An 18,643-nucleotide genomic window follows, 5' to 3' on the forward strand; every position below is an offset into this window, starting at 1 on the left:
CATGGCTAGGGAGGAGGGCAAGGTCTACGTAGGAAACCTGGATGTAGCCGCTAAGAGCGCTAGGAAACTCTTGTTGGGCAAGTTAAGACTAGGAAAACTAGTCGATTGGGGAACCGCCTTCTCGTTATGGCCAGTGCACCTCACGACGAGCTGCTGTGGCTGTGAGTTCGCCGCCGCCTGGAGCCCCAAATACGATAACGAGCAGCATGGAGCTCTACCATGGGTTGGTGCTAGGCAGACGAACATGATCCTGGTAGAGGGTACTGTCTCTAAGAAGATGGCTTGTGCTGTTAGAGTCGTCTGGGAGCAAATGCCCCAGCCCAAGTTTGCTATAGCAATGGGTGCATGTGCGATCGATGGCGGTATATTCTATAACAGCTATAACATAGTAAGGCCATGGGAGATCATACCAGTCGACGTATACATCCCGGGCTGTCCCCCTAGGCCGGAGGCTGTTGCGCGTGCAATAGTAGAGCTCCAGAGGAAGATTAGAAGCAAGGGCGTTGCCAGCAAGTTCGTAGAAGAGGGATGGAGGCCCGACAAGGAGTACGTTAAACCGAAGGAGGACCCCTGTTTCTGGTGGAGGGGTTAGCCATGGATAAGGATGCACTGGTGGCTATGATAAAGGAGAAGCTCGGCGATATGATAGTTTCCATCGAGGAAGGGAAGGACTTGATTCATGTAGAGGTATCGGTTGATAGCATTGTCGAGGCAGCTAGAAGAATGAAGGAGATGGGTTTTGACCATGTGAAGGATGTAACCGCCATCGACTACCCTAAGGAGAACGTGATTAAGATATTCTACCACGCCTCTAGCTATGGAAACACGGACTTGTCGAGATACATCGTCGGCATCGGATACAGTATCCCGAGGGACAGGACTAGCGTTCCCTCACTCTACTATGTATGGACCACTGCGGACTTCCAGGAGAGGGAAGTGTACGAGGGCTTCGGGATAGTATTCGAGGGCCATCCCGATATGAGGCCACTCCTCCTCGCTCCGCCCATCGCCGAGAAGAGACCTTTGAGGAAGGACTTCGTAGTGAAGGAGGAACCCATCTTCAAAGCGCCTAAGAAGAAGTAGGGGGTGGATGACGTGTCTGGTATGGTTTCTGCAAGGGGCTCTGTAGGGTTCAACGACCTCAAGCTTCCTGGAGCGTGGAGCAGAAAGCTCTCAAAGAATCTCTACGAGGTGTTTATAGGCCCACAGCACCCAGGCTCGGGTCACATGAGAATAATAATCAGGATCGACGGCGACGTCATAGTCGAAGCCGACCCGGATATGGGATACGTGCATAGAACCATGGAGAAGCTTGGAGAGGGGAGAGAGTGGATAAAGGGCATACCCCTATATGAGAGGATGGCAATACACGATGCGTGCAACGTGACGGAACCCTACGTGAGGGCGGTAGAGAAGTTACTAGGCGTTGACCCGCCCCTCCGGGCGAAATACCTGAGGGTACTCCTCTGCGAGATAAACAGGATAGCTGCATACCTCTACGGCTTCGGCATATTCGGCGTCTTCACAGGCCACTCGACCATGTACATGTGGCCATTCGGCGACAGAGAGGTATGGATCGAGCTCGCAGACTGGCTAACGGGGGCAAGACTCACACACTCATACCCCGTATTCGGAGGAGTCAGGAGAGACATACCAGCGGGGTTCACAGACCAACTCAGGAAGGCAATCCGGTATATGAGGAAGAGACTAGAGGAGTATAGGAAGATCTTCGTGGACAACCCCGTAATTAGAGCAAGGCTCGAGGATGTAGGCGTCATTCCAAGGAATCTCGCCATAGAGATCGGAGTAACAGGGCCAAACCTGAGGGCTAGTGGGGTCCTCTACGATGTCCGCTATAATGCTCCATACGAGGTCTATGACGAGCTGGACTTCGAGATCCCAGTATTCCAGGAGGGGGATGCACTGGCAAGGGTATGGCAGAGGGTCGAGGAGATAAAGCAGAGCCTAAGGATACTGGAGCAGGTCGCTGACTGGCTCGACAAGCATCCTAGAGAACCGATCCTCCACGAGAGGTTCTGGAAAACAGCTCCCCCACTCTACAAGAAGGTGTTTGAAGCCGAGGGTAGGGCTAAGCTAGTCCCCCTCTATGCATTGTTGAAGGTTCCAAAGGGCAAGGCTTATGCAAGGGCCGAGACCGCCAGGGGCGAGATATCATATTATGTGGAGAGCGACGGCGGGAGTAAACCCTACAGGATCCGGATACACTCAGCTTCTGCTAGGAACGCGCTCGTATTCAAGTATATCGCGCCAGGCCACAGAGTCATGGATCTCCCCATAATCTATGGTAGCATCGACTACTTCCCGCCCGAGGCGGATAGATAGGGGGTGGGTATAGATGGGTATAGTGGATATAATAATTGAAATAATAACATGGCCCCCGCTCTGGCAACTCATTGTATTGGGGCTCATAGCTCCTCTGGCAGTGGTAATCGGAATACTCTGGTTCGAGAGGAAGACGGCTGGAAGAGTGCAGAGGCGTTTCGGCCCCCTGCATGTTTCGCCGAGGATAGGCGGCGCGTTCCAGTTGATCGCTGACTTGATGAGGTATGCCTTCCAGGAGATTATAATACCTAAGACCGTGGACAGAGCCGCGTTCCTCCTGGCGCCGCTCACGGCGCTCGTTGTAAGCATAGTGCCCCTGGTAGCCGTGCCCTTCACGAGTATACCCAAATGGTGGCCCATACCAATGGAGTATAGCGTGTTGATCTCGCTAGCTTTATCGACGGTGTCAGCGATATTCATAGTGATAGCTGGTTGGGCTAGTAACAATAAGTTCTCGATAATTGGCGGTTTAAGAGAGGCGTATATGATAACAGCCTACGAACTCATAGTCATATTATCGATACTCTCGACATCAGCAATGGTTTTGTCGTACAATTTCGTGGATATCGTGAATGCCCAGGTAGGCGGAAAGTGGTTCATAATAATGAACCCACTAGCATTCCTAGCAGCCTTCATAGGAGTCCTAATGTCGACTAGTGGCTTCCCCTTCGAAATCCCTGAAAGTGAGCATGAAGTGGTAGCGGGACCCTTCACCGAGTACTCAGGGCTACTCTATGGCATCAACATGGGTGCAGCCTACATCAAAAGGTTCGTATACTCTGTCTTCGTGACACTGGCATTCCTAGGTGGGTGGCTGCCATATCATCCAGGGCCGGGCTTTATCTCAGGCTACCTGCTACCCTCGATAGTTATAATCGTGAAGGCGACCATCCTAATGGCGATATTTAGCTTCTTCAGATCAGTTTACGGTAGGTATAGGCTGGATCAAGCGCTCGATCTAGCCTGGAAGATGCTTTTCCCACTAGCCATACTAGGCTTCGGCCTGGGTATCTGGGAGGCTTATATCGGGTTGATCGGATGAGGGGGTGTAGTGGAGATGCCGCCTAAGCCTGTGCAGAAGACGAAACCCGTTAGAGGGGTATTCCATGCCTTCAAGGGGAACCTAGAGGCAATCATGATCGGCGTGAAGTATTTCCTCGACCCGAAACGCTATACGCTGGTGTACCCGAAGGAATACACTAAGTTGAGGCAAGGGTACAGGGGGTTCATAGTACTAGTCAAGGAGAAGTGTATAAACTGTGCTAGCTGCGCCAGGATCTGCCCTGCCGCCGCTATGAAAATGGTCCGGATACCAGAGCCGGACCCTAAGGATCCAAACAAGAAGAAGGTTAAGAACTGGCCCGTAATCAACTACCAGAGGTGTATATTCTGCGGCTACTGTGTCGATGTATGTCCGACAGAGGCATTGTACCATGTGCCCTACCACGACGTTGTATACGAGAATATGGCCGAGATGGATCTAGACCTGGAATCATTCCTCAAGCCGCCGGAGTATAAGACTGCGGAAGAGGGAGTACCGGTCCGATTCATAGTCGACGAGGAGAAGGGCCTCATAAAGGTCCCATACAAGGAGGGTGGTGAAGGGTGATGGAGGAGTACATACCATTCTTCGCAGCTATAGTCGGTACCTCCATGATACTCGCTGCTTACTACACTGTTAGGGGCAAGGATCTAGTCTACGCAAGCGGTTCACTTGCTATACTAGGCATATTGAACGCTATATTGGTAGCCCTGCTCGGCTACACGCTAGTAGCCGTGTTCCTAGTACTCGTGTATGTTGGAGCGGCTGTTATGTTCATAATCATGAGCGTGTCAATGCTAGGCGGCGGAGGAGACGAGAAAAGGGACGAAGTATACGGTGCCTTCGCTGGGGCTAGCGTCGCGATATCATTATTCCTCTTACTGGCTGGAACAGGGCTCTACAAAGCGTTCGCTAGGCCCACGCACTTATCGATTGCAAGGGTTTCAGAGATCCTAGCCTCGGATTACGGTATAGTACTCGTGTTGTTGTTCGTTGCACTAGCAGCCACGCTTGTAGAGGCTATCTCAATAGCCCGGAGGGGGTGATCGGGTATGGGTTTCGTTGACGCGGCGACAGCGGGTGTTACAGTGGTTACGGCATCAGTAATTGCCGGGCTAGCCGTCTATGGTATGTCCTCGTCGAGGAACTTCCTACGACAGATGTTATCCATAGAAGTGCTATTCAATGCTATACTACTGGTTATTTTAGTGATCGCTGGAGTAAACCCAGCCTACACGACTGCGTTCGCAATTCTACTAGTATCCGTCGTCTCCGGAGAGGTTATCGTGCTCGTGTCGATCATCGTGGCATTCTACCGTGTAGCAAGGGAGCTAGACTCCACGGCGGTGGAAGAAGAGGGGGTGTAAGTGATGGAAGCTGGATTCCCTATATGGTGGCTTTCAGTCATCCTCCCCGTGCTCGTCGGCTTCATCGCACTGACCCAGAGGGAGAACGCAAAGCTAAACGCATGGCTTAGCGCAATCACACTACTGCTATCCGGTGTAGCAACATTTGCATACCTGTTAGCGGGCTCGATCAAAGAAGGAGTAGTGGATCCCTACAAGATAGACCTTTCGAGTCATGGCATAGGAGAGTTCCGGATGATGGTTGACGGATTATCGGCTCCGGTCGTTATAGGAATAAGCATTGTAACGGGCCTGGTAGCCCTATACAGTATCAAGTACATGACAACCCGGATAGCCGAAATGAGGCATGAGGGCGAGTCCCCACCCGGCATAGGATCGTACTTCTTCCTCTACGACCTATTCGCTGCTTCAATGCTGGGAATGGCCCTAGCAACAAACCTAATCGAGTTCTTCATATTCCTCGAACTTTCGCTAGTCTCTTCATTCCTTCTAATCGCATACTACGGTTACGGGGACCGGAGAAAAATCTCGCTACTCTACTTCATCTGGACCCACGTCGCAGGCGCGCTATTCCTAGTAGGTGTACTGTATTATGGAATCAATGCGGGTTCATTCGACGTCGTAAAAATAAGCCAAGCTGGGATAGCCTATGCGGCCCCCGCGTATACAGTGCTAGCAACTGGTGCAAAAATAGCAGCGGCGCTGGTAATAATAGGGCTCTTCATCAAGATGGCGGTTTTCGGAGTCCACATGTGGCTTCCCTACGCGCACGCAGAGGCTCCGACTCCGATATCGGCTCTCTTGTCGCCTAACCTGATCGGTATCGCGGGTTATGCGCTAGCCCGCTTCGCGATACCGTTGTTCCCAGACGTATTCGTTGAGGCTAGAGACTTTCTAGTCATACTGGGCCTGGTGACGATAATCTACGGTGGTCTAGTAGCTCTGAGGCAGACCGACTTCAAGAGGCTCCTAGCATACTCAAGCGTCAGCCAGATGGGGTATCTCCTGCTTGGAATAGCTACTCTGACATCATATGGTATTGGAGGCGCAATGCTACACTACTTGAGTCACGCCTTCGGCAAGGCAGTCCTCTTCATGACAGCTGGCGTCTTCATCACAGAACTTCACGGGCTAAGAGATATTACGAAGATGGGAGGACTTGCAAGGGCCTATCCGCTAACTGCAGCCGCGGCCCTACTGGGATTCATGCACCTGGTAGGAATGCCGCCGGCCCTGGGTATGTGGAGCGAAGTCCTAATAACAATAGGAGTCGTTAAGACGTATGCTACATCATCGTATGGCCTCTTTATACTACTAGTTGCAGCCTTAATCGTGGCATTCGGAATTAGCGCGGCCTATGCCTTCATAACGATGAGGAGGATATTCTACGGACAATTCAAGGAGTACGTTAAGAACATGGGGGTCAAGCCTGGAATCGAGGTCTTAGACGGTTTCAAAGCGATAGTACTCTTGATAGCCATAATCGGGGTCTTCTACTTCGTAGCGATATCACCTGTGATGGACTCGCTTAAACCAGCCTCTGAGATGATTGCGGCTTTATTGAGGTGATACGGGATGGAGGCTTCGGTAGCGGTTACCGGATTAATCCCCTGGTCTCTGATCTGGATGTTCCCATACCTGGGAGCCCTCATACTAGCACTACTATACCTAGCCGGGGTGAAGAACGAGAAGATATACGGCTGGGGCAGCGTACTTAGCATAGCAGTGTCAGCGATCATCGCCACCATGGCCGCACAGAAGTTCTATGCCGAGGGACCCATCTACAGCTTATCGACAACAACATGGGTTCCATGGCTCAACATAACGCTCGGAACCTACCTAGACGGTTTAGGCGTGATCATGTCCCTAGTCGTGTCATGGCTGAGCCTGCTCATAGCAATCTATAGTGTGAAGTACATGGAAGGAGACTGGGGCGTCCAGAGATACTTCTTCTTCTTCACCTTCTTCGTAGCCAGCATGCTACTACTAGTAACCGCAGACAACCTAGTCCTAATGTTCATCGGATGGGAAGGCACAGGACTAGCCAGCTACGCGCTAATAGGCCACTGGTACACAGACGAAGAGGAGTACTGGGTTGGAGTGCCCGGCAGGAAGGCCCTAGGCCAGCCAATGTACTTCGAGCCCAGCCACAGCGGCGTAAGAGCAATCCTCTTCACGAGGATAGGAGACATAGGACTCCTAATCGGAATGGCCGTCCTCTTCCTGCTCACAGGAACATTCAATATACCGGAACTAGCCGCCTCTGCGAGTTCCTGGATGGGATATCTTGCCACGAAGGGTATACTCGTCCCAGTCCTAGTCACCTTCAGCCTCGGAGCACTGGCTAAAAGCGCCCAGTTCCCGTTCCACGAATGGCTTGTAACCGCCATGACAGGCCCCACGCCAGTCTCAGCACTGATCCACGCTGCCACGATGGTAAAGGCCGGCGTCTACTTCATGCTCCGCTTCGTCCCAATATTCTTCGCAGGAGCCTATGCTTTGCTTGGGGCTAATCCGGCGGCTGTAGAGGCCGCCAAGGAATACTTCCTGCTAATGGCGGGCCTGGGAGCAGTAACTGCATTCATGATGGCTACAATGGCGCTAGTTTCCAACGAGCTAAAACTAATCCTAGCCTACTCTACAGCAAGCCAGCTAGGATACATGTTTCTAGGGGCAGCCGCAGCAGGACTACTACTAGACAAGGGCTATGAGGGCCTAGCACTAGGTATCTCGGCTGGCTTATCCCACCTAGTAAGTCACGCCGTCTTCAAGGCAGCTCTGTTCCTCATCGCTGGCTGGCTTATCCACGTTGCCCACAGCAGGTTTATCGACCCGATGGGCAAGTATGCCAAGTACATGAAGATCACGGCCATAGCAATATGGCTAGCAGGTCTAAGCTTAATGGGCATACCACCGCTCAGTGGCTTCTTCTCAAAGGAACTAGTGCTGAAAACAGCGGAGGAGGCAGGATTTGGATGGGGCTACACGCTTGGAGTCGTGACAGCGGCCCTGACGGCGGCATATACTTTCAGGATGGTGCTGAGGGTATTCCACCTGGAACCGTATGAGAAGCATGAGGGCCATGAACCACACGAGGCCCCCGGACTCATGTTATGGCCGTACACGATACTCGCCGTAACGAGCTTGATACTAGGCCTATACTGGACCGGGACTGGAGGAGCTATAGCCAAGGCTATAGGCGAGACGTTGAGTGTAGAAGAGAGCATTCAGCTCTCGCTCCACATAACCACGGGAGTACTCACAGTGCTGAGCCTAGTATTCGCATCAATCATCATTGTATGGGCGCTCTATGTACCGCTGAAGGTCGACTTCCGCAGGCTGATAGCCGAGGCCGGATGGGCTAGGATCCTACACGACTTCCTATACGACAGATGGTATATCAACTCGATATACTATATAGTGATCGTTGGAGGGTTCTCTGCGCTAGCATATCTACTCGGAGTAGTGGACTTCGGCATAGACATGCTCTACCATTACGCGATACCAGTCCTATTCATACTAGGCGCCTCAGCGTTAAGAGCCCTCCACCGGGGAAAGACGAACTATTACATGATGCTCTACGTTTACTTCGCCGCGCTAATCCTACTCTTCGTATACCTCGCATGGGGGTGATAGTGTATGGTCTCAACAGTTACGTATATTGAAGCTGGGCTCTACAGCATCCTCGCAATAGCTCTAATCATACCACTCGCATCCATGGCAACTTCACGAACGAGCAAACTAGTACACGCTCTAACCTGGCTAGCGGTATTCATATTCGCATTAGTGGCCATAGCGACATACACTAGCACACCGCTAAACCTCTATGGCGGCGTAATCCAGCACGATAAATTCACCGCATTATTGCTGAATTCGATAGCGCTAACCGCCGCCATATCCCTTCTATCAGCGAACAAGGAACCAGCCTACTGGGAGAGCAGCCCCGCCTACTATAGCTTACTACCACTGGCACTATTCGGAACATTCTTCCTGCTCGGCGCCGCCGACGCACTCATGGTCCTGGCAACCTGGCTACTCGTATCCATTATAAGCTACGTCATGCTGGCTCTACCAGCGGACAAGGCCAGTAGAGGTGCAGCAGTCCAATACATATTCATCGGGGCCATAGCCACCTTATTCCTAGCAATATGGGTAGGAGGAGAATACGTACTCTCTTCGCAAGCCGGCAAGATGGGGTTCACCATAACAAGCCTGACGCTAGATAAGTTCAGTGCTCTAGTTCTAATCACGGCGATTGTAGCTCTAGGCTTCAAGATAGGGATAGTACCATTCCACTGGTGGCTACCAAGCGTATACTCCAACGGCAACGGCTATATGGTTAGCATCGTTACCGGAATGATCAAGATAGCATTCATAGGACTAGTGGCTAGGGTTATACTCAACTCATCCCTAAACCCGCTAGTTTCAGGGAATATAGCCCTCATACTAGCAGCTCTAGCCGTGCTGACAATGACTTACGGAAACATAGCGGCTTTAACTACAAGGAATCTCCAGAAATTACTAGCTTACAGTAGCATCGCTCAGGTCGGCTACATACTGGTGGGCCTCACCGCACTGGCCTACCTTGCAGGTACCGGGAGCACGAACGTAAGCCTAGCCCTAGCGGCTATAGTGATCCACGCAACCGCCTACGGAGTGGCTAAAGCAGCTCTATTCCCGCTGAATGTCGACGAGAAGAGCCTAGACAAGCTGAGAGGCCTCTTATCAAAAGACAAGCTAGCCGCTGCTTCGACCGCGATATTATTGCTAAGCCTGCTCGGCCTGCCACCCCTACTAGGCTTCTGGGGCAAGTTCTACCTGTTCTACGCTGCTTCGTCTTACTCAATAATACTAGTGGCTATAGCATTAATTAACAGTGCTATAAGCTCGGCCTACTACGTAAGGGCTATAAGAGAACTTGTCGCGTCGGAGCCGACGGAAGTGACTCCCAGATGGCATGTAGTCGCAGCTATTCTAATCGCTGCTCTCGCAACCCTGGCGTTGGGATTCATAGCTCCCTATTACGTAACAAGTCTAAGCTAATCAATTCTAAACTCTTTTTATCTATTGCCTTACATCCTTACAGGTGTAATTGTAGTTCACAGTAGAGCAGAAGGTAGGGGTGGAATATAACCCGTGGGGTCTCGAAAGGTAATAGGCGGTATGATACCGGACCCGCCGTGGCCCGCTAGAGAGGCGTGTTCTAGATGGAGCCATACTAACCTAGGTGATACCGAGTCCTACCCTTTACTTGAGCGCGAACTAGGCGATGTCCTAGAGCGTTTCTCCAGGATAGTTTTCTCTAGAGTCTATCCAGGCTTCCTGACAAGCGGGGCGACGGAGTCCAATCTCTTAGCGCTAATGTATTGGAGGAGGAGGGGTAAAAGAAGGGTAATAGCTACCAAGGGCTCTCACTACTCTGTTTCCAAGGCAGCCTACATACTTGGAATGGATTACAGGGAATACAGTATAGAGGAGATAATCGATAATGTTGATCCCAGCGACGTGGTTGTCGCTACTATGGGAAAAACTGAGACAGGTTTTGTTGACGACGTCGATATAATTTACGATAGAGTGAGAGAGAAGGGATCAGCAATCCACATAGACGCGGCATACTTTGGCTCCATAGCAAGATTCGTCTTAAGAAAAGATCTCCATCTTGACGAGTTCATGGCCACGTTCGCGGTAGATCTACATAAGATCCCAGAGTCTCCTCCCCCTGCTGGCGTGCTCTTTGCGTTCAGCGAGGAAGTCATTGAGGATCTATGGTTCGAATCACCCTATCTCCCGGGGAAAAGACAGTTTGGGATACTTGGGACTAGGCCCGGGTGTAGTGTTTTTGCGTCTAGTGTGGCTCTCAGGATAGTTATGGAGGAGTGGCCAGAGGGTCCCTCAGGGTTAGCTCGTGACCTCAACTCTGTTATCAATGATATTGTCAGAGATCTTAGCCGGGTCGGGTTCGACTCGGTAGGAGGCCCTGCACCAATCAAGTGCATCAAACATAAATATATAGATAAAATAAGAAAATATCTGGAAGACAAGGGATATAGGGTTTATTCCTGTCTCGGGAATGGAATAAGGATAGTCGCAATGCCCCACAATATATGGCAGGGATATAAATGGATTAAAGACGCTTTGATAACAGCCGCGGAAGAGGGCTAGAATAGCTATGGACTCTGGAGATAGAGCTATCGAAGAAAAACTAAGAGAGTTCGAGACGGCGTTGGACAAGTACCTCCACTTACTTCACGGAGGAAGAGTGGATCAGGAAAGGGCCGTTGCTATCGAGAGAATAGAGCTTAAGCTTCAGAGTGCATTGGCTAATGAGGGTCTCTGCGATCCAAGAGCCGGTTTAAATGACGGTGTGAGGCGTTTACTAGAAAAAGATCAAATACATGATAAATTAGTGGAAATAGTCAACGAGTTAATTAGAGACGAGAACATAGATTTCCCGACCAGTATAGACTTAGAAAAGGCCACCAAGATGTTCCTAAATGGAGAAGTAGAATCCGGAGAGGCCATGGTAGCGGCGATAATAATCCAGTCCCTGGCTAGATGCATAGCCGAGCAAAGACTAGCAATGGAAATCGAGGAGAAGTTGACACCCTACTGTCCAGTGTGCGGAGCGGAAAGTCATACGATGGTGGTCAGGGAAAAGGGTTATCACATGGTCTGCCCGTTCTGCGGCTATGAATGGAGAATCTCCAAAGACAGGCCCCGTTGCCCCTGGTGTGGAAACGATAATCCGATATCGATAGGCGTCTTCACAAACAGGCAGAGGCGGATAGGCTTAATGGTTTGTCAAGAATGCGGTAGTACATGGAGGGCTATCTTGGATAGAAGGATTAGAGCACCGAATATTCTACTCCCGCTGATTAGCCTCGGGGCTGAAGCCTTTAGGACCTTCATGAGCAGCGATATGATCTCTAATGAAAGAGTCGAGGAGTAACGCCAGCTTGTTGGCCACGCACCGAGCGAAGAACCCGACTATAGCGCCTAGGGTTGCTAGAATCACAAGCGGTCCTGGAGCCTTGCACCGGTGATTACCTATCTGCCCTCTAGCCGCGTCTTTCCACGCATCTACCACGAGTCTTTTAGTTAAGAAAGACCCGACAAGTAGATAATAGGTGGCGGTATAAAGGACTGCGACGCCGATGTATCTAATAGTGTTTGGCCTACGCCCCAGGATCAAGTCGTGTGTTCTAAAGAGTACTAGGATCGAGTGAAGATTAAGGTAACCTCCGATTAATCCCAGGGATACCGTAAGAGGAACCAGAATGAGGTTCACGGTCCCTTCTCCTATCTCCGATACCAACGCTAGGACCATCGAGAGGGTCATCAATAGTGGACCTAATGCCATTAACGGCGAGTTTAAATGGCTGATTAGCGCTCTGGTAAGCCGGACATCGTATCCTTCAGAGTCGATTCCAGGAGTATATGCATTCAACGCGGCCTCACCGGCATGTAAGTTGCCCGTATCCCTAGCCTTCTCTCGATGTATCTAGCCGTATACCATGAATCCCTTCCCCTATATGCATCAACAATAACTATTTTTGGGCTAGCCTCGACTACATACTCAATAATCTCTCTGAAGGTTGCATGATCGCTGAAGGATACATTGTAGTGGTTAGGTGAGATCTGTCTTATCATCGATCTAACCTCCCATCCAGTCAGCCTCACGTGTACTCCAGGTAGCCTCATCTTACCGTTTCTCTTAGATTCGTGGACAAAGACCAAGGCACTCTCATCTACAATCCCTCCTGTATAGGGCCGTATATCGCCTAAAGGCACTCTATATTCTGCTGAGGATATCTTGGCCATTTCTAAGGCGAGGGGTTCGGCTAGGAATGGATACTCGATTCCTCTACGCCGTAGCTCTAACATTATCTCTTGGAGTTTCCCGTTGAATCCATATATCCATACTGGCCCATGGCGTATTTTATCGTCGATCAGCGATATCAACGCGTCTAGCGCTTCCCAATCGCTCCAGCGTCTCTGGTATCGGGGGCTTCCATAGGTCGCGTCGATGACCAGGGCGTCAAGGTCCTTGAGAGGTTTTGTCCCCGGCATCTTGAAATCTCCGGTATAACCTACTCTATAACTCCTTGATTCCACAACTACTTGTGCGCTTCCAGCTATATGCCTGGCCCGCTCAAGCCTAATTGTCTCCTCCTCGATCGTGACTGGTTTTCCGTACTTGAGGGGTAGCTTCTTATCATCGTTTATATTGTATCCTAATATTTTGAGGAATTCAAATGTAATGGGAGTCGCTATTATGTAGATGCTCGTCCTATTGCTTGAGGCTAGGGCTTTCGTATGGTCTCTATGCGCGTGTGTTACAACCCTAACTAGCCTTGTATCGAATCCGTCGGCTACAACGTTTCTGCCAAGCAGTATTGCCCCGTTCCTTCTTACCCTAGCATACTTGAAGTTAAGTTCCTCTTCGCTCATCTCACAGCGACCCCGCTTGTTCGCATTATCTGGGGAGCTCGTGTTTGATACATCATCTAAAGCGCTTGAAACCGGCTATTGAGGCTATTCCTATAATAATCGCGCCGGCGAGCGGAATGTAAGCTTTTGCGCCGGCGAGCGTGTTGTACCCGCATATGGAAGCGTTAGAGTACAGGATATCGAAGATTACTGCTATATCAGCTAGTCCGTCATTGTCGGTATCGAGTTCAACAATGGACTTGAGCGGTATCGAGTATTCATTGAATGCAACCTCGAAATTTCCCCCTTTGGCGACTAGTGGCGACTTACAAACATACAATTTGTTATCATCTGCTTTATTAAGATAATAGATATTGAGGCCCCGAGATTTCTCGGCATACTCTAAATCTATTTTAGTTGTTAGTTCCTTGAAGATACTTTTTACCATTATCTTAATGGAACTGGACGCATAAGAGTTACCTGGAAAGAACTCGGGGAACCTTATGTTGCCTTCCCCTGTAAGTTGCATTAACAACGTGTATCCGTGTCCAAGGGCGATAGCGTATACGCGCCCTTCATCGTTTAGTGATAGGCTTGTACCAGGTGGTATGGGTGTTATGTGAACCGAATAGTATATTTCGAGGGTTTGTGGATTAGTCATAGAATGGGAGATTAAGGGTAAATATAAAAATAATATAAATATTAATGATGTTAATATGGTTGCAACTGCTCTCGCCCTATATCTCTGGAGTGCGGATTTCATCACTGCTATCCCTTCTTCTTGTACCGCTCTATAGCCTCGTTTATCCTCTCGCGAGCTGTCTGGGCACTCTTCCAATCCCTTACCTTGACCCACTTCCCGGGTTCAAGCTCTTTATAATGCTCGAAGAAATGCTTTATTTTATCTTTTAGATGTTGAGGTATGTCATCTACGTCCTTATACGATGCGTAGAGGGGGTCTAGCTTAGCTTTAGGTACAGCAACTACCTTATTATCGATTCCCTCTTCATCCTCCATAACCAGTAGAGCTATTGGGACCACCTCGATTAAGCTACCGGGCACGACCGGTTCTCTGCTGATCACAAGTATATCAACCGGGTCCCCGTCTTCCTCTAGGGTTCCGGGCACGAATCCATAGTTGAAGGGATATACCATGCTCGTATAGAGGAATCTATCAACTTTGACGAGGCAATTATCCTTGTCGAACTCGTATTTTACGCTGCTACCCATAGGTATTTCGATTACCGCATTCACTATATCAGGAGCCTTGTCGCCAGGACCTAGGTTGTCCAAGCATCCCATAGTTATTCCCCTCGTGTCCCACTGATATAATGCCTAGGATAATTTAAATACCCTTAGATCCAGCATCTTGGACCCGAGACGACCCACGAAAGGGGAGGAGGATGAAGGATGAGTAAGCCGTTTTACGTGAAGTTCGAGGTCCCAGAGGATCTAGCTCTAAAGGTGTATGAGGCTGTCGAAAAGGCCAGGACGACTGGCAAGATAAAGAAGGGTACCAACGAAACAACTAAAGCCTGCGAGAGAGGCATTGCGAAGCTAGTAATAATAGCCGAAGACGTAGACCCCCCAGAGATAGTCGCTCACCTGCCAATACTATGTGACGAGAAGAAGATTCCATACGTATACGTGCCAAGCAAGAAGAAACTCGGAGAAGCAGCCGGGATAGAGGTCCAGGCAGCCTCAGCAGCTATAATAGACCCGGGAGAAGCGGAGGCTCTCGTAAAGGAGATCGTCGAGAGTGTAAAGGAGCTAAGGGCTAAGGCCGGGGTCTAGGGCCCCAACACATTTTATACCTCCACTAACGCTCCCCATTCAAGGTAGCTATAGGTATGGAGAAAGGTGAAGTAAGGAGTGGCTCTAGAGGGTAGGCAGTTCAGATACATAGTCAGGATAGCGGGCACCGATATCGACGGGAAACTCAAGCTTCCTTACGGTCTCTCCGAGATTAAAGGTATCGGTTATACGACGGCCTTAGCGATAATCCGCTTCCTGGGTCTAGACCCCCATATGAGGACAGGGTTCTTGACGGATGAGGAGGTGAAAAAGATAGAAGACGTGGTTAAAGACCTGGCGAAACTTGGCCTACCTAGTTGGCTGTATAATAGAAGGAAGGATTACGAGACAGGTATGGATACCCATCTAATAGGTCCAGACCTCATTTTCCATGCACGTAGGGATATCGAAAGAGAGATAAGGATCGGCAGCTGGAGGGGCGTGAGGCACAGGCTAGGATTAAAGGTCAGGGGCCAGAGAACAGGGACAACTGGCAGGTTGGGTATGACTGTTGGCGTCAGAAAGAAGAGGTAAAAGGGGGATGGTGTAGGCTATGGGCGACCCTAGAAAGCCTAGGAAGAAATGGATAGGCCCGAAGCACCCTTGGATTAAGGATAGGCTGTTGGCTGAAATCGAGCTCGTAGGAAAATACGGGTTGAAGAACAAGAAGGAGCTGTGGATCGCTGGCACTCTGGCCCGTAAACTAAGGCATAGAGCCCGTCAACTACTAGCCCTGCCAGAGGACATTAGAAGAGACCAGATGAGAGCGTTGCTGGATAGGCTCTATGCTATGGGCTTAGTTGAGAAAGATGCCGCGCTCGACGATATTCTTGGCCTCACCGCTGCGGACGTGTTGGAGAGGAGGCTCCAGACTATAGTGTACAAGAAGGGTCTAGCTAGGACAATATACCAGGCTCGTCAACTAATAGTCCACGGCCACATATCCATAGGCGGTAGGAGAGTGACGTCTCCAGGCTACCTGGTTGGAAGAGATGAGGAGGCTCTAGTCGACTACACGCCGGGGAGCCCCTTTAAAGAGAAGGTAGAAGAGGAAAAGTAGGGGGTGTGACTAGGCATGGCGTTCCCTATGAGGGAGTTGAAATGGGGCGTCGCCCACATCTATAGTAGCTTCAACAATACAATAGTTCATATCACAGACTTAACTGGAGCTGAAACGGTAGCCAGAGTATCCGGTGGGATGGTTGTTAGGGCCGACAGGGAGAAGCCATCGCCTTATGCAGCCATGATAGCAGCTAGCAGGGCCGCACAACAGGCTATGGCCAGAGGTATTGTAGCTGTCCACATTAAGGTTAGGGCCCCGGGAGGCCATGGACCAAAGACTCCGGGTCCGGGCGCTCAAGCTGCGATTAGAGCGCTCGCACGAGCAGGGTTCATTATCGGCAGGATCGAAGACGTAACACCCATTCCACACGACACCACTAGGAGGCCAGGCGGTAGGAGAGGCAGGAGGGTCTAGCCTCCTAGTCTCTATGTTCTATTTTAACGGGGTGTAGCAGGTAGTGAATCGAGACTCGAAGAGGAGCGTGAACGTCGTTAAATATAGCGACAAAGAGATACAACTACTCTTCACGGAGTACCCCGTCGTCTTAGTTAATGCACTACGCAGGTTATCTCTATCCGACGTGCCATCCCTGGCTGTAGACTTCGTGTACGTGTACGATAATAGTTCCAGTGTCTTCGACGAGATACTGGCACACAGGCTAGGCATGCTTGTGTTTGAGAGTGACGAAGCCTTGGACAAACTAGGATCGCCCGAGGCGTGCAAGGATTCTAACGAGGAAGACGAGAAGTGTTATGTAAAGCTCGTGCTCAATACAGGTGTGGACGAGGGAGAGAAGCAGGGCCGTTTCGTAACAGCCAGTGAGATCTCTGTAAATTCTAATTTTACAAGGATACTTTATCCCGAGACGCCACTTCTATATCTGATACCGGGGCAAAGGGTGCATGTCGTAGCATATGCTCGACTGGGACGAGGCAAGGAGCATGCCAAGTGGAGCCCTGCATCGGCGGCCACGCTCCAATACATGCCTAGGATCAGTTTCAATGGGAAGAAAGCTTCAGAGAAGTGCCTAAAGTGCCTCGAAGCATATCCAGAGGTAGTCGAGAAGTTAAAGGAGGGCGGTGAAGGGACTATCGAAATAATGGAGAACATAAACACAAGCGGGCTCGTGTATTGCGCTGACACGGATTGTTCTGGAGCAATAGAGGTGGAGTACGACGAGTCGAGGCTTATTCTAACAATAGAGAGTACCGGGGCCCTTAAACCGGAGCGAATAGTTTTAGAGTCCGTTAAAGCCCTAGAGGCAAGGGCGAGAAGACTGATAGAAAGACTAGAGGAGGTGGAAGGTGAGGCATCGTGAAGAGGACCGGGCCGACCAATATAGTTATAAGAAAGCTAATAGATGATCTAAAGAAAGCGGCGAAATCCGATAACGCCCCGGTATGGGCTTCTATAGCCGAGCTCCTAGCCAGGCCTACACGTAGAAGAGCCGAGGTGAACCTGTCTAAGATAAACCGTTATGCGAATGAAGGGGAAGTAATCATCGTCCCCGGGAAGGTTCTAGGGGGCGGGTTCTTGGAGAAGAAGGTTACGATCGCGGCGATTGCCTTCTCAGAGACCGCCTTGGAGAAGATAAAGGCGTCTGGCTCCAGAGCCTTAACTATAAAAGACCTGTTAAAAGAGAACAGGAAGGCTTCAAATATTAGGATTATAACGTAGGGGTGTGGTTATCGTGGAGAAGGCAGTTGAGAAAAAGGAGATAGTGATCGACGGATCGGGTCACATACTGGGTAGACTAGCCAGTATAGTTGCCAAGAAACTCCTAGAGGGGAACAAGGTCATAGTTGTGAACGTAGAGAAGGTTGTAGTCAGTGGAAGGCCCAGCGAGGTAATCAAGGCGTATAAGAGGACAATACTCTCTGTACGAAGCCACCACGCACACCGGCTAAGGCCCAAGAGGCCCAGATCTCCTGTAAACCTCTTTAAAGACACAGTCTGGGGGATGCTACCAAAGCATAACAAGCGCGGTAGAGAAGCCTTAAAACGGTTGAGAGCATACGTCGGGGTTCCAGAGGATTTAAAGTCCAGGGAGCTAGTCAGGTTTAAGGAAGCCAGCTCCGCCAGACTATCCAGATGGTATGTGGAGCTGGGTAGAATAGCAAAGGAGCTGGGCTGGAAGGGTGAAGCGGATTGAAGGGCAAGATAGTCGTATCAACGGGGAAGAGGAAGAGGGCTATCGCCAGGGCTATAATCAGGCCCGGCAAAGGGAGAGTTTGGATAAACAACGTCCCGATCGAGTTTGTAACCCCGGAACTGGCTAGGGCCAAGATGCTGGAGCCCTTGCTCCTAGCGGGTAGAGGGATAAGATCCCTGGTTGACATAAGGGTCAGTGTTGAGGGAGGCGGTTTCATGGGGCAAGCCGATGCCGTCAGAACAGCTATAGCTAGGGGCCTTCTAGAGTATTTCAAATGCGAGGGAGAGATAGGAGAGGAATGCGAGAGATTGAATAAGCTCAACGAGAAATTGAGGCAGATCTTCGAGGAGCATGATAGAGCAATGCTGGCTGGCGATCCAAGGCGGACTGAACCAGAGAAATACATGAGATATAGTGCTAGAAGGAGATGGCAGAAATCCTACAGGTGATCA

General features: G+C 50.3%; 23 protein-coding genes. 20 read left to right on the forward strand and 3 right to left on the reverse strand.

Annotated features, from left to right (window positions below):
* The first annotated feature begins 1 nt into the window (after window position 1).
* The 12 genes from nuoB (at window position 2) to fdhE (ending at window position 11,701) form a co-directional block, all read left to right on the forward strand.
* Complete coding sequence (nuoB, locus tag F7C38_04020; protein ID MCE4600711.1) at window positions 2-592, forward strand: NADH-quinone oxidoreductase subunit NuoB; 591 nt, start codon at window positions 2-4, stop codon at window positions 590-592.
* A gap of 2 nt (window positions 593-594) precedes the next feature.
* Complete coding sequence (locus F7C38_04025; GenBank protein ID MCE4600712.1) at window positions 595-1,083, forward strand: NADH-quinone oxidoreductase subunit C; 489 nt, start codon at window positions 595-597, stop codon at window positions 1,081-1,083.
* A 21-nt stretch (window positions 1,084-1,104) separates the two neighbouring features.
* Window positions 1,105-2,343: an NADH-quinone oxidoreductase subunit D gene (locus tag F7C38_04030; GenBank protein MCE4600713.1), complete on the forward strand. Its 1,239-nt coding sequence runs from the start codon at window positions 1,105-1,107 to the stop codon at window positions 2,341-2,343.
* A 13-nt stretch (window positions 2,344-2,356) separates the two neighbouring features.
* A complete protein-coding gene (gene nuoH, locus F7C38_04035; GenBank protein MCE4600714.1) occupies window positions 2,357-3,385 on the forward strand; it encodes an NADH-quinone oxidoreductase subunit NuoH in 1,029 nt (342 codons plus the stop codon).
* 15 nt (window positions 3,386-3,400) lie between these two features.
* Window positions 3,401-3,952: an NADH-quinone oxidoreductase subunit NuoI gene (gene nuoI / locus F7C38_04040; protein ID MCE4600715.1), complete on the forward strand. Its 552-nt coding sequence runs from the start codon at window positions 3,401-3,403 to the stop codon at window positions 3,950-3,952.
* Window positions 3,952-4,431, forward strand: coding sequence for an NADH-quinone oxidoreductase subunit J (locus F7C38_04045; GenBank protein MCE4600716.1), 480 nt, complete (start codon window positions 3,952-3,954; stop codon window positions 4,429-4,431). The genes nuoI and F7C38_04045 overlap by 1 nt, the downstream gene beginning before the upstream one ends.
* A 6-nt stretch (window positions 4,432-4,437) precedes the next feature.
* Window positions 4,438-4,752, forward strand: a complete 315-nt coding sequence (locus F7C38_04050) for an NADH-quinone oxidoreductase subunit K (protein ID MCE4600717.1) — start codon at window positions 4,438-4,440, stop codon at window positions 4,750-4,752.
* A gap of 3 nt (window positions 4,753-4,755) precedes the next feature.
* Window positions 4,756-6,321, forward strand: a complete 1,566-nt coding sequence (locus tag F7C38_04055; GenBank protein MCE4600718.1) for a NuoM — start codon at window positions 4,756-4,758, stop codon at window positions 6,319-6,321.
* A 6-nt stretch (window positions 6,322-6,327) separates the two neighbouring features.
* On the forward strand, window positions 6,328-8,385 hold the full coding sequence (locus F7C38_04060; protein ID MCE4600719.1) for an NADH-quinone oxidoreductase subunit L: 2,058 nt from the start codon (window positions 6,328-6,330) through the stop codon (window positions 8,383-8,385).
* A 6-nt stretch (window positions 8,386-8,391) separates the two neighbouring features.
* Window positions 8,392-9,795, forward strand: coding sequence for a hypothetical protein (locus tag F7C38_04065; GenBank protein ID MCE4600720.1), 1,404 nt, complete (start codon window positions 8,392-8,394; stop codon window positions 9,793-9,795).
* 318 nt (window positions 9,796-10,113) lie between these two features.
* Window positions 10,114-10,914, forward strand: a complete 801-nt coding sequence (locus F7C38_04070) for a pyridoxal-dependent decarboxylase (protein ID MCE4600721.1) — start codon at window positions 10,114-10,116, stop codon at window positions 10,912-10,914.
* Window positions 10,915-10,921: 7 nt separating this feature from the next.
* Window positions 10,922-11,701 carry a formate dehydrogenase accessory protein FdhE gene (fdhE, locus tag F7C38_04075; GenBank protein MCE4600722.1) on the forward strand — a complete coding sequence of 260 codons (780 nt, stop codon included), beginning with the start codon at window positions 10,922-10,924 and terminating at the stop codon, window positions 11,699-11,701.
* A gap of 494 nt (window positions 11,702-12,195) precedes the next feature.
* Here fdhE and F7C38_04080 read toward each other — a convergent pair whose 3' ends face one another.
* The 3 genes from F7C38_04080 to ppa are packed head-to-tail and all read right to left on the reverse strand — an operon-like array spanning window position 12,196 to window position 14,484.
* On the reverse strand, window positions 12,196-13,203 hold the full coding sequence (locus F7C38_04080) for an MBL fold metallo-hydrolase (GenBank protein MCE4600723.1): 1,008 nt from the start codon (window positions 13,201-13,203) through the stop codon (window positions 12,196-12,198).
* Between the two features lie 52 nt (window positions 13,204-13,255).
* Complete coding sequence (locus tag F7C38_04085; protein MCE4600724.1) at window positions 13,256-13,945, reverse strand: hypothetical protein; 690 nt, start codon at window positions 13,943-13,945, stop codon at window positions 13,256-13,258.
* Window positions 13,946-13,950: 5 nt separating this feature from the next.
* A complete protein-coding gene (gene ppa / locus F7C38_04090; protein ID MCE4600725.1) occupies window positions 13,951-14,484 on the reverse strand; it encodes an inorganic diphosphatase in 534 nt (177 codons plus the stop codon).
* Window positions 14,485-14,592: 108 nt separating this feature from the next.
* Here ppa and rpl7ae point away from each other — a divergent pair, with 108 nt between their 5' ends.
* From rpl7ae to F7C38_04130, 8 genes are all read left to right on the forward strand, one after another.
* Window positions 14,593-14,976 carry a 50S ribosomal protein L7Ae gene (gene rpl7ae, locus F7C38_04095; protein ID MCE4600726.1) on the forward strand — a complete coding sequence of 128 codons (384 nt, stop codon included), beginning with the start codon at window positions 14,593-14,595 and terminating at the stop codon, window positions 14,974-14,976.
* A 78-nt stretch (window positions 14,977-15,054) separates the two neighbouring features.
* Window positions 15,055-15,510 carry a 30S ribosomal protein S13 gene (locus F7C38_04100; GenBank protein MCE4600727.1) on the forward strand — a complete coding sequence of 152 codons (456 nt, stop codon included), beginning with the start codon at window positions 15,055-15,057 and terminating at the stop codon, window positions 15,508-15,510.
* Between the two features lie 19 nt (window positions 15,511-15,529).
* A complete protein-coding gene (locus F7C38_04105) occupies window positions 15,530-16,036 on the forward strand; it encodes a 30S ribosomal protein S4 (protein ID MCE4600728.1) in 507 nt (168 codons plus the stop codon).
* 15 nt (window positions 16,037-16,051) lie between these two features.
* On the forward strand, window positions 16,052-16,453 hold the full coding sequence (locus F7C38_04110; protein ID MCE4600729.1) for a 30S ribosomal protein S11: 402 nt from the start codon (window positions 16,052-16,054) through the stop codon (window positions 16,451-16,453).
* 43 nt (window positions 16,454-16,496) lie between these two features.
* Complete coding sequence (locus F7C38_04115; protein ID MCE4600730.1) at window positions 16,497-17,357, forward strand: DNA-directed RNA polymerase subunit D; 861 nt, start codon at window positions 16,497-16,499, stop codon at window positions 17,355-17,357.
* Window positions 17,354-17,716 carry a 50S ribosomal protein L18e gene (locus tag F7C38_04120; GenBank protein ID MCE4600731.1) on the forward strand — a complete coding sequence of 121 codons (363 nt, stop codon included), beginning with the start codon at window positions 17,354-17,356 and terminating at the stop codon, window positions 17,714-17,716. The genes F7C38_04115 and F7C38_04120 overlap by 4 nt, the downstream gene beginning before the upstream one ends.
* Before the next feature lie 13 nt (window positions 17,717-17,729).
* Window positions 17,730-18,191, forward strand: a complete 462-nt coding sequence (rplM, locus tag F7C38_04125; protein ID MCE4600732.1) for a 50S ribosomal protein L13 — start codon at window positions 17,730-17,732, stop codon at window positions 18,189-18,191.
* On the forward strand, window positions 18,188-18,640 hold the full coding sequence (locus tag F7C38_04130) for a 30S ribosomal protein S9 (GenBank protein ID MCE4600733.1): 453 nt from the start codon (window positions 18,188-18,190) through the stop codon (window positions 18,638-18,640). The genes rplM and F7C38_04130 overlap by 4 nt, the downstream gene beginning before the upstream one ends.
* The last annotated feature ends 3 nt before the right edge of the window (window positions 18,641-18,643 follow it).

The organism is Candidatus Thermodiscus eudorianus (assembly GCA_015521085.1).
Lineage (GTDB): Archaea > Thermoproteota > Thermoprotei_A > Sulfolobales > Acidilobaceae > Thermodiscus > Thermodiscus eudorianus.

Coding starts and splice junctions, on each gene's coding strand:
- nuoB (MCE4600711.1), top strand. CDS start 2: ATGGCTAGGGAGGAGGGCAAGGTCTACGTAGGAAACCTGGATGTAGCC.
- F7C38_04025 (MCE4600712.1), top strand. CDS start 595: ATGGATAAGGATGCACTGGTGGCTATGATAAAGGAGAAGCTCGGCGAT.
- F7C38_04030 (MCE4600713.1), top strand. CDS start 1,105: ATGGTTTCTGCAAGGGGCTCTGTAGGGTTCAACGACCTCAAGCTTCCT.
- nuoH (MCE4600714.1), top strand. CDS start 2,357: ATGGGTATAGTGGATATAATAATTGAAATAATAACATGGCCCCCGCTC.
- nuoI (MCE4600715.1), top strand. CDS start 3,401: ATGCCGCCTAAGCCTGTGCAGAAGACGAAACCCGTTAGAGGGGTATTC.
- F7C38_04045 (MCE4600716.1), top strand. CDS start 3,952: ATGGAGGAGTACATACCATTCTTCGCAGCTATAGTCGGTACCTCCATG.
- F7C38_04050 (MCE4600717.1), top strand. CDS start 4,438: ATGGGTTTCGTTGACGCGGCGACAGCGGGTGTTACAGTGGTTACGGCA.
- F7C38_04055 (MCE4600718.1), top strand. CDS start 4,756: ATGGAAGCTGGATTCCCTATATGGTGGCTTTCAGTCATCCTCCCCGTG.
- F7C38_04060 (MCE4600719.1), top strand. CDS start 6,328: ATGGAGGCTTCGGTAGCGGTTACCGGATTAATCCCCTGGTCTCTGATC.
- F7C38_04065 (MCE4600720.1), top strand. CDS start 8,392: ATGGTCTCAACAGTTACGTATATTGAAGCTGGGCTCTACAGCATCCTC.
- F7C38_04070 (MCE4600721.1), top strand. CDS start 10,114: ATGTATTGGAGGAGGAGGGGTAAAAGAAGGGTAATAGCTACCAAGGGC.
- fdhE (MCE4600722.1), top strand. CDS start 10,922: ATGGACTCTGGAGATAGAGCTATCGAAGAAAAACTAAGAGAGTTCGAG.
- F7C38_04080 (MCE4600723.1), bottom strand. CDS start 13,203: ATGAGCGAAGAGGAACTTAACTTCAAGTATGCTAGGGTAAGAAGGAAC.
- F7C38_04085 (MCE4600724.1), bottom strand. CDS start 13,945: ATGAAATCCGCACTCCAGAGATATAGGGCGAGAGCAGTTGCAACCATA.
- ppa (MCE4600725.1), bottom strand. CDS start 14,484: ATGGGATGCTTGGACAACCTAGGTCCTGGCGACAAGGCTCCTGATATA.
- rpl7ae (MCE4600726.1), top strand. CDS start 14,593: ATGAGTAAGCCGTTTTACGTGAAGTTCGAGGTCCCAGAGGATCTAGCT.
- F7C38_04105 (MCE4600728.1), top strand. CDS start 15,530: ATGGGCGACCCTAGAAAGCCTAGGAAGAAATGGATAGGCCCGAAGCAC.
- F7C38_04110 (MCE4600729.1), top strand. CDS start 16,052: ATGGCGTTCCCTATGAGGGAGTTGAAATGGGGCGTCGCCCACATCTAT.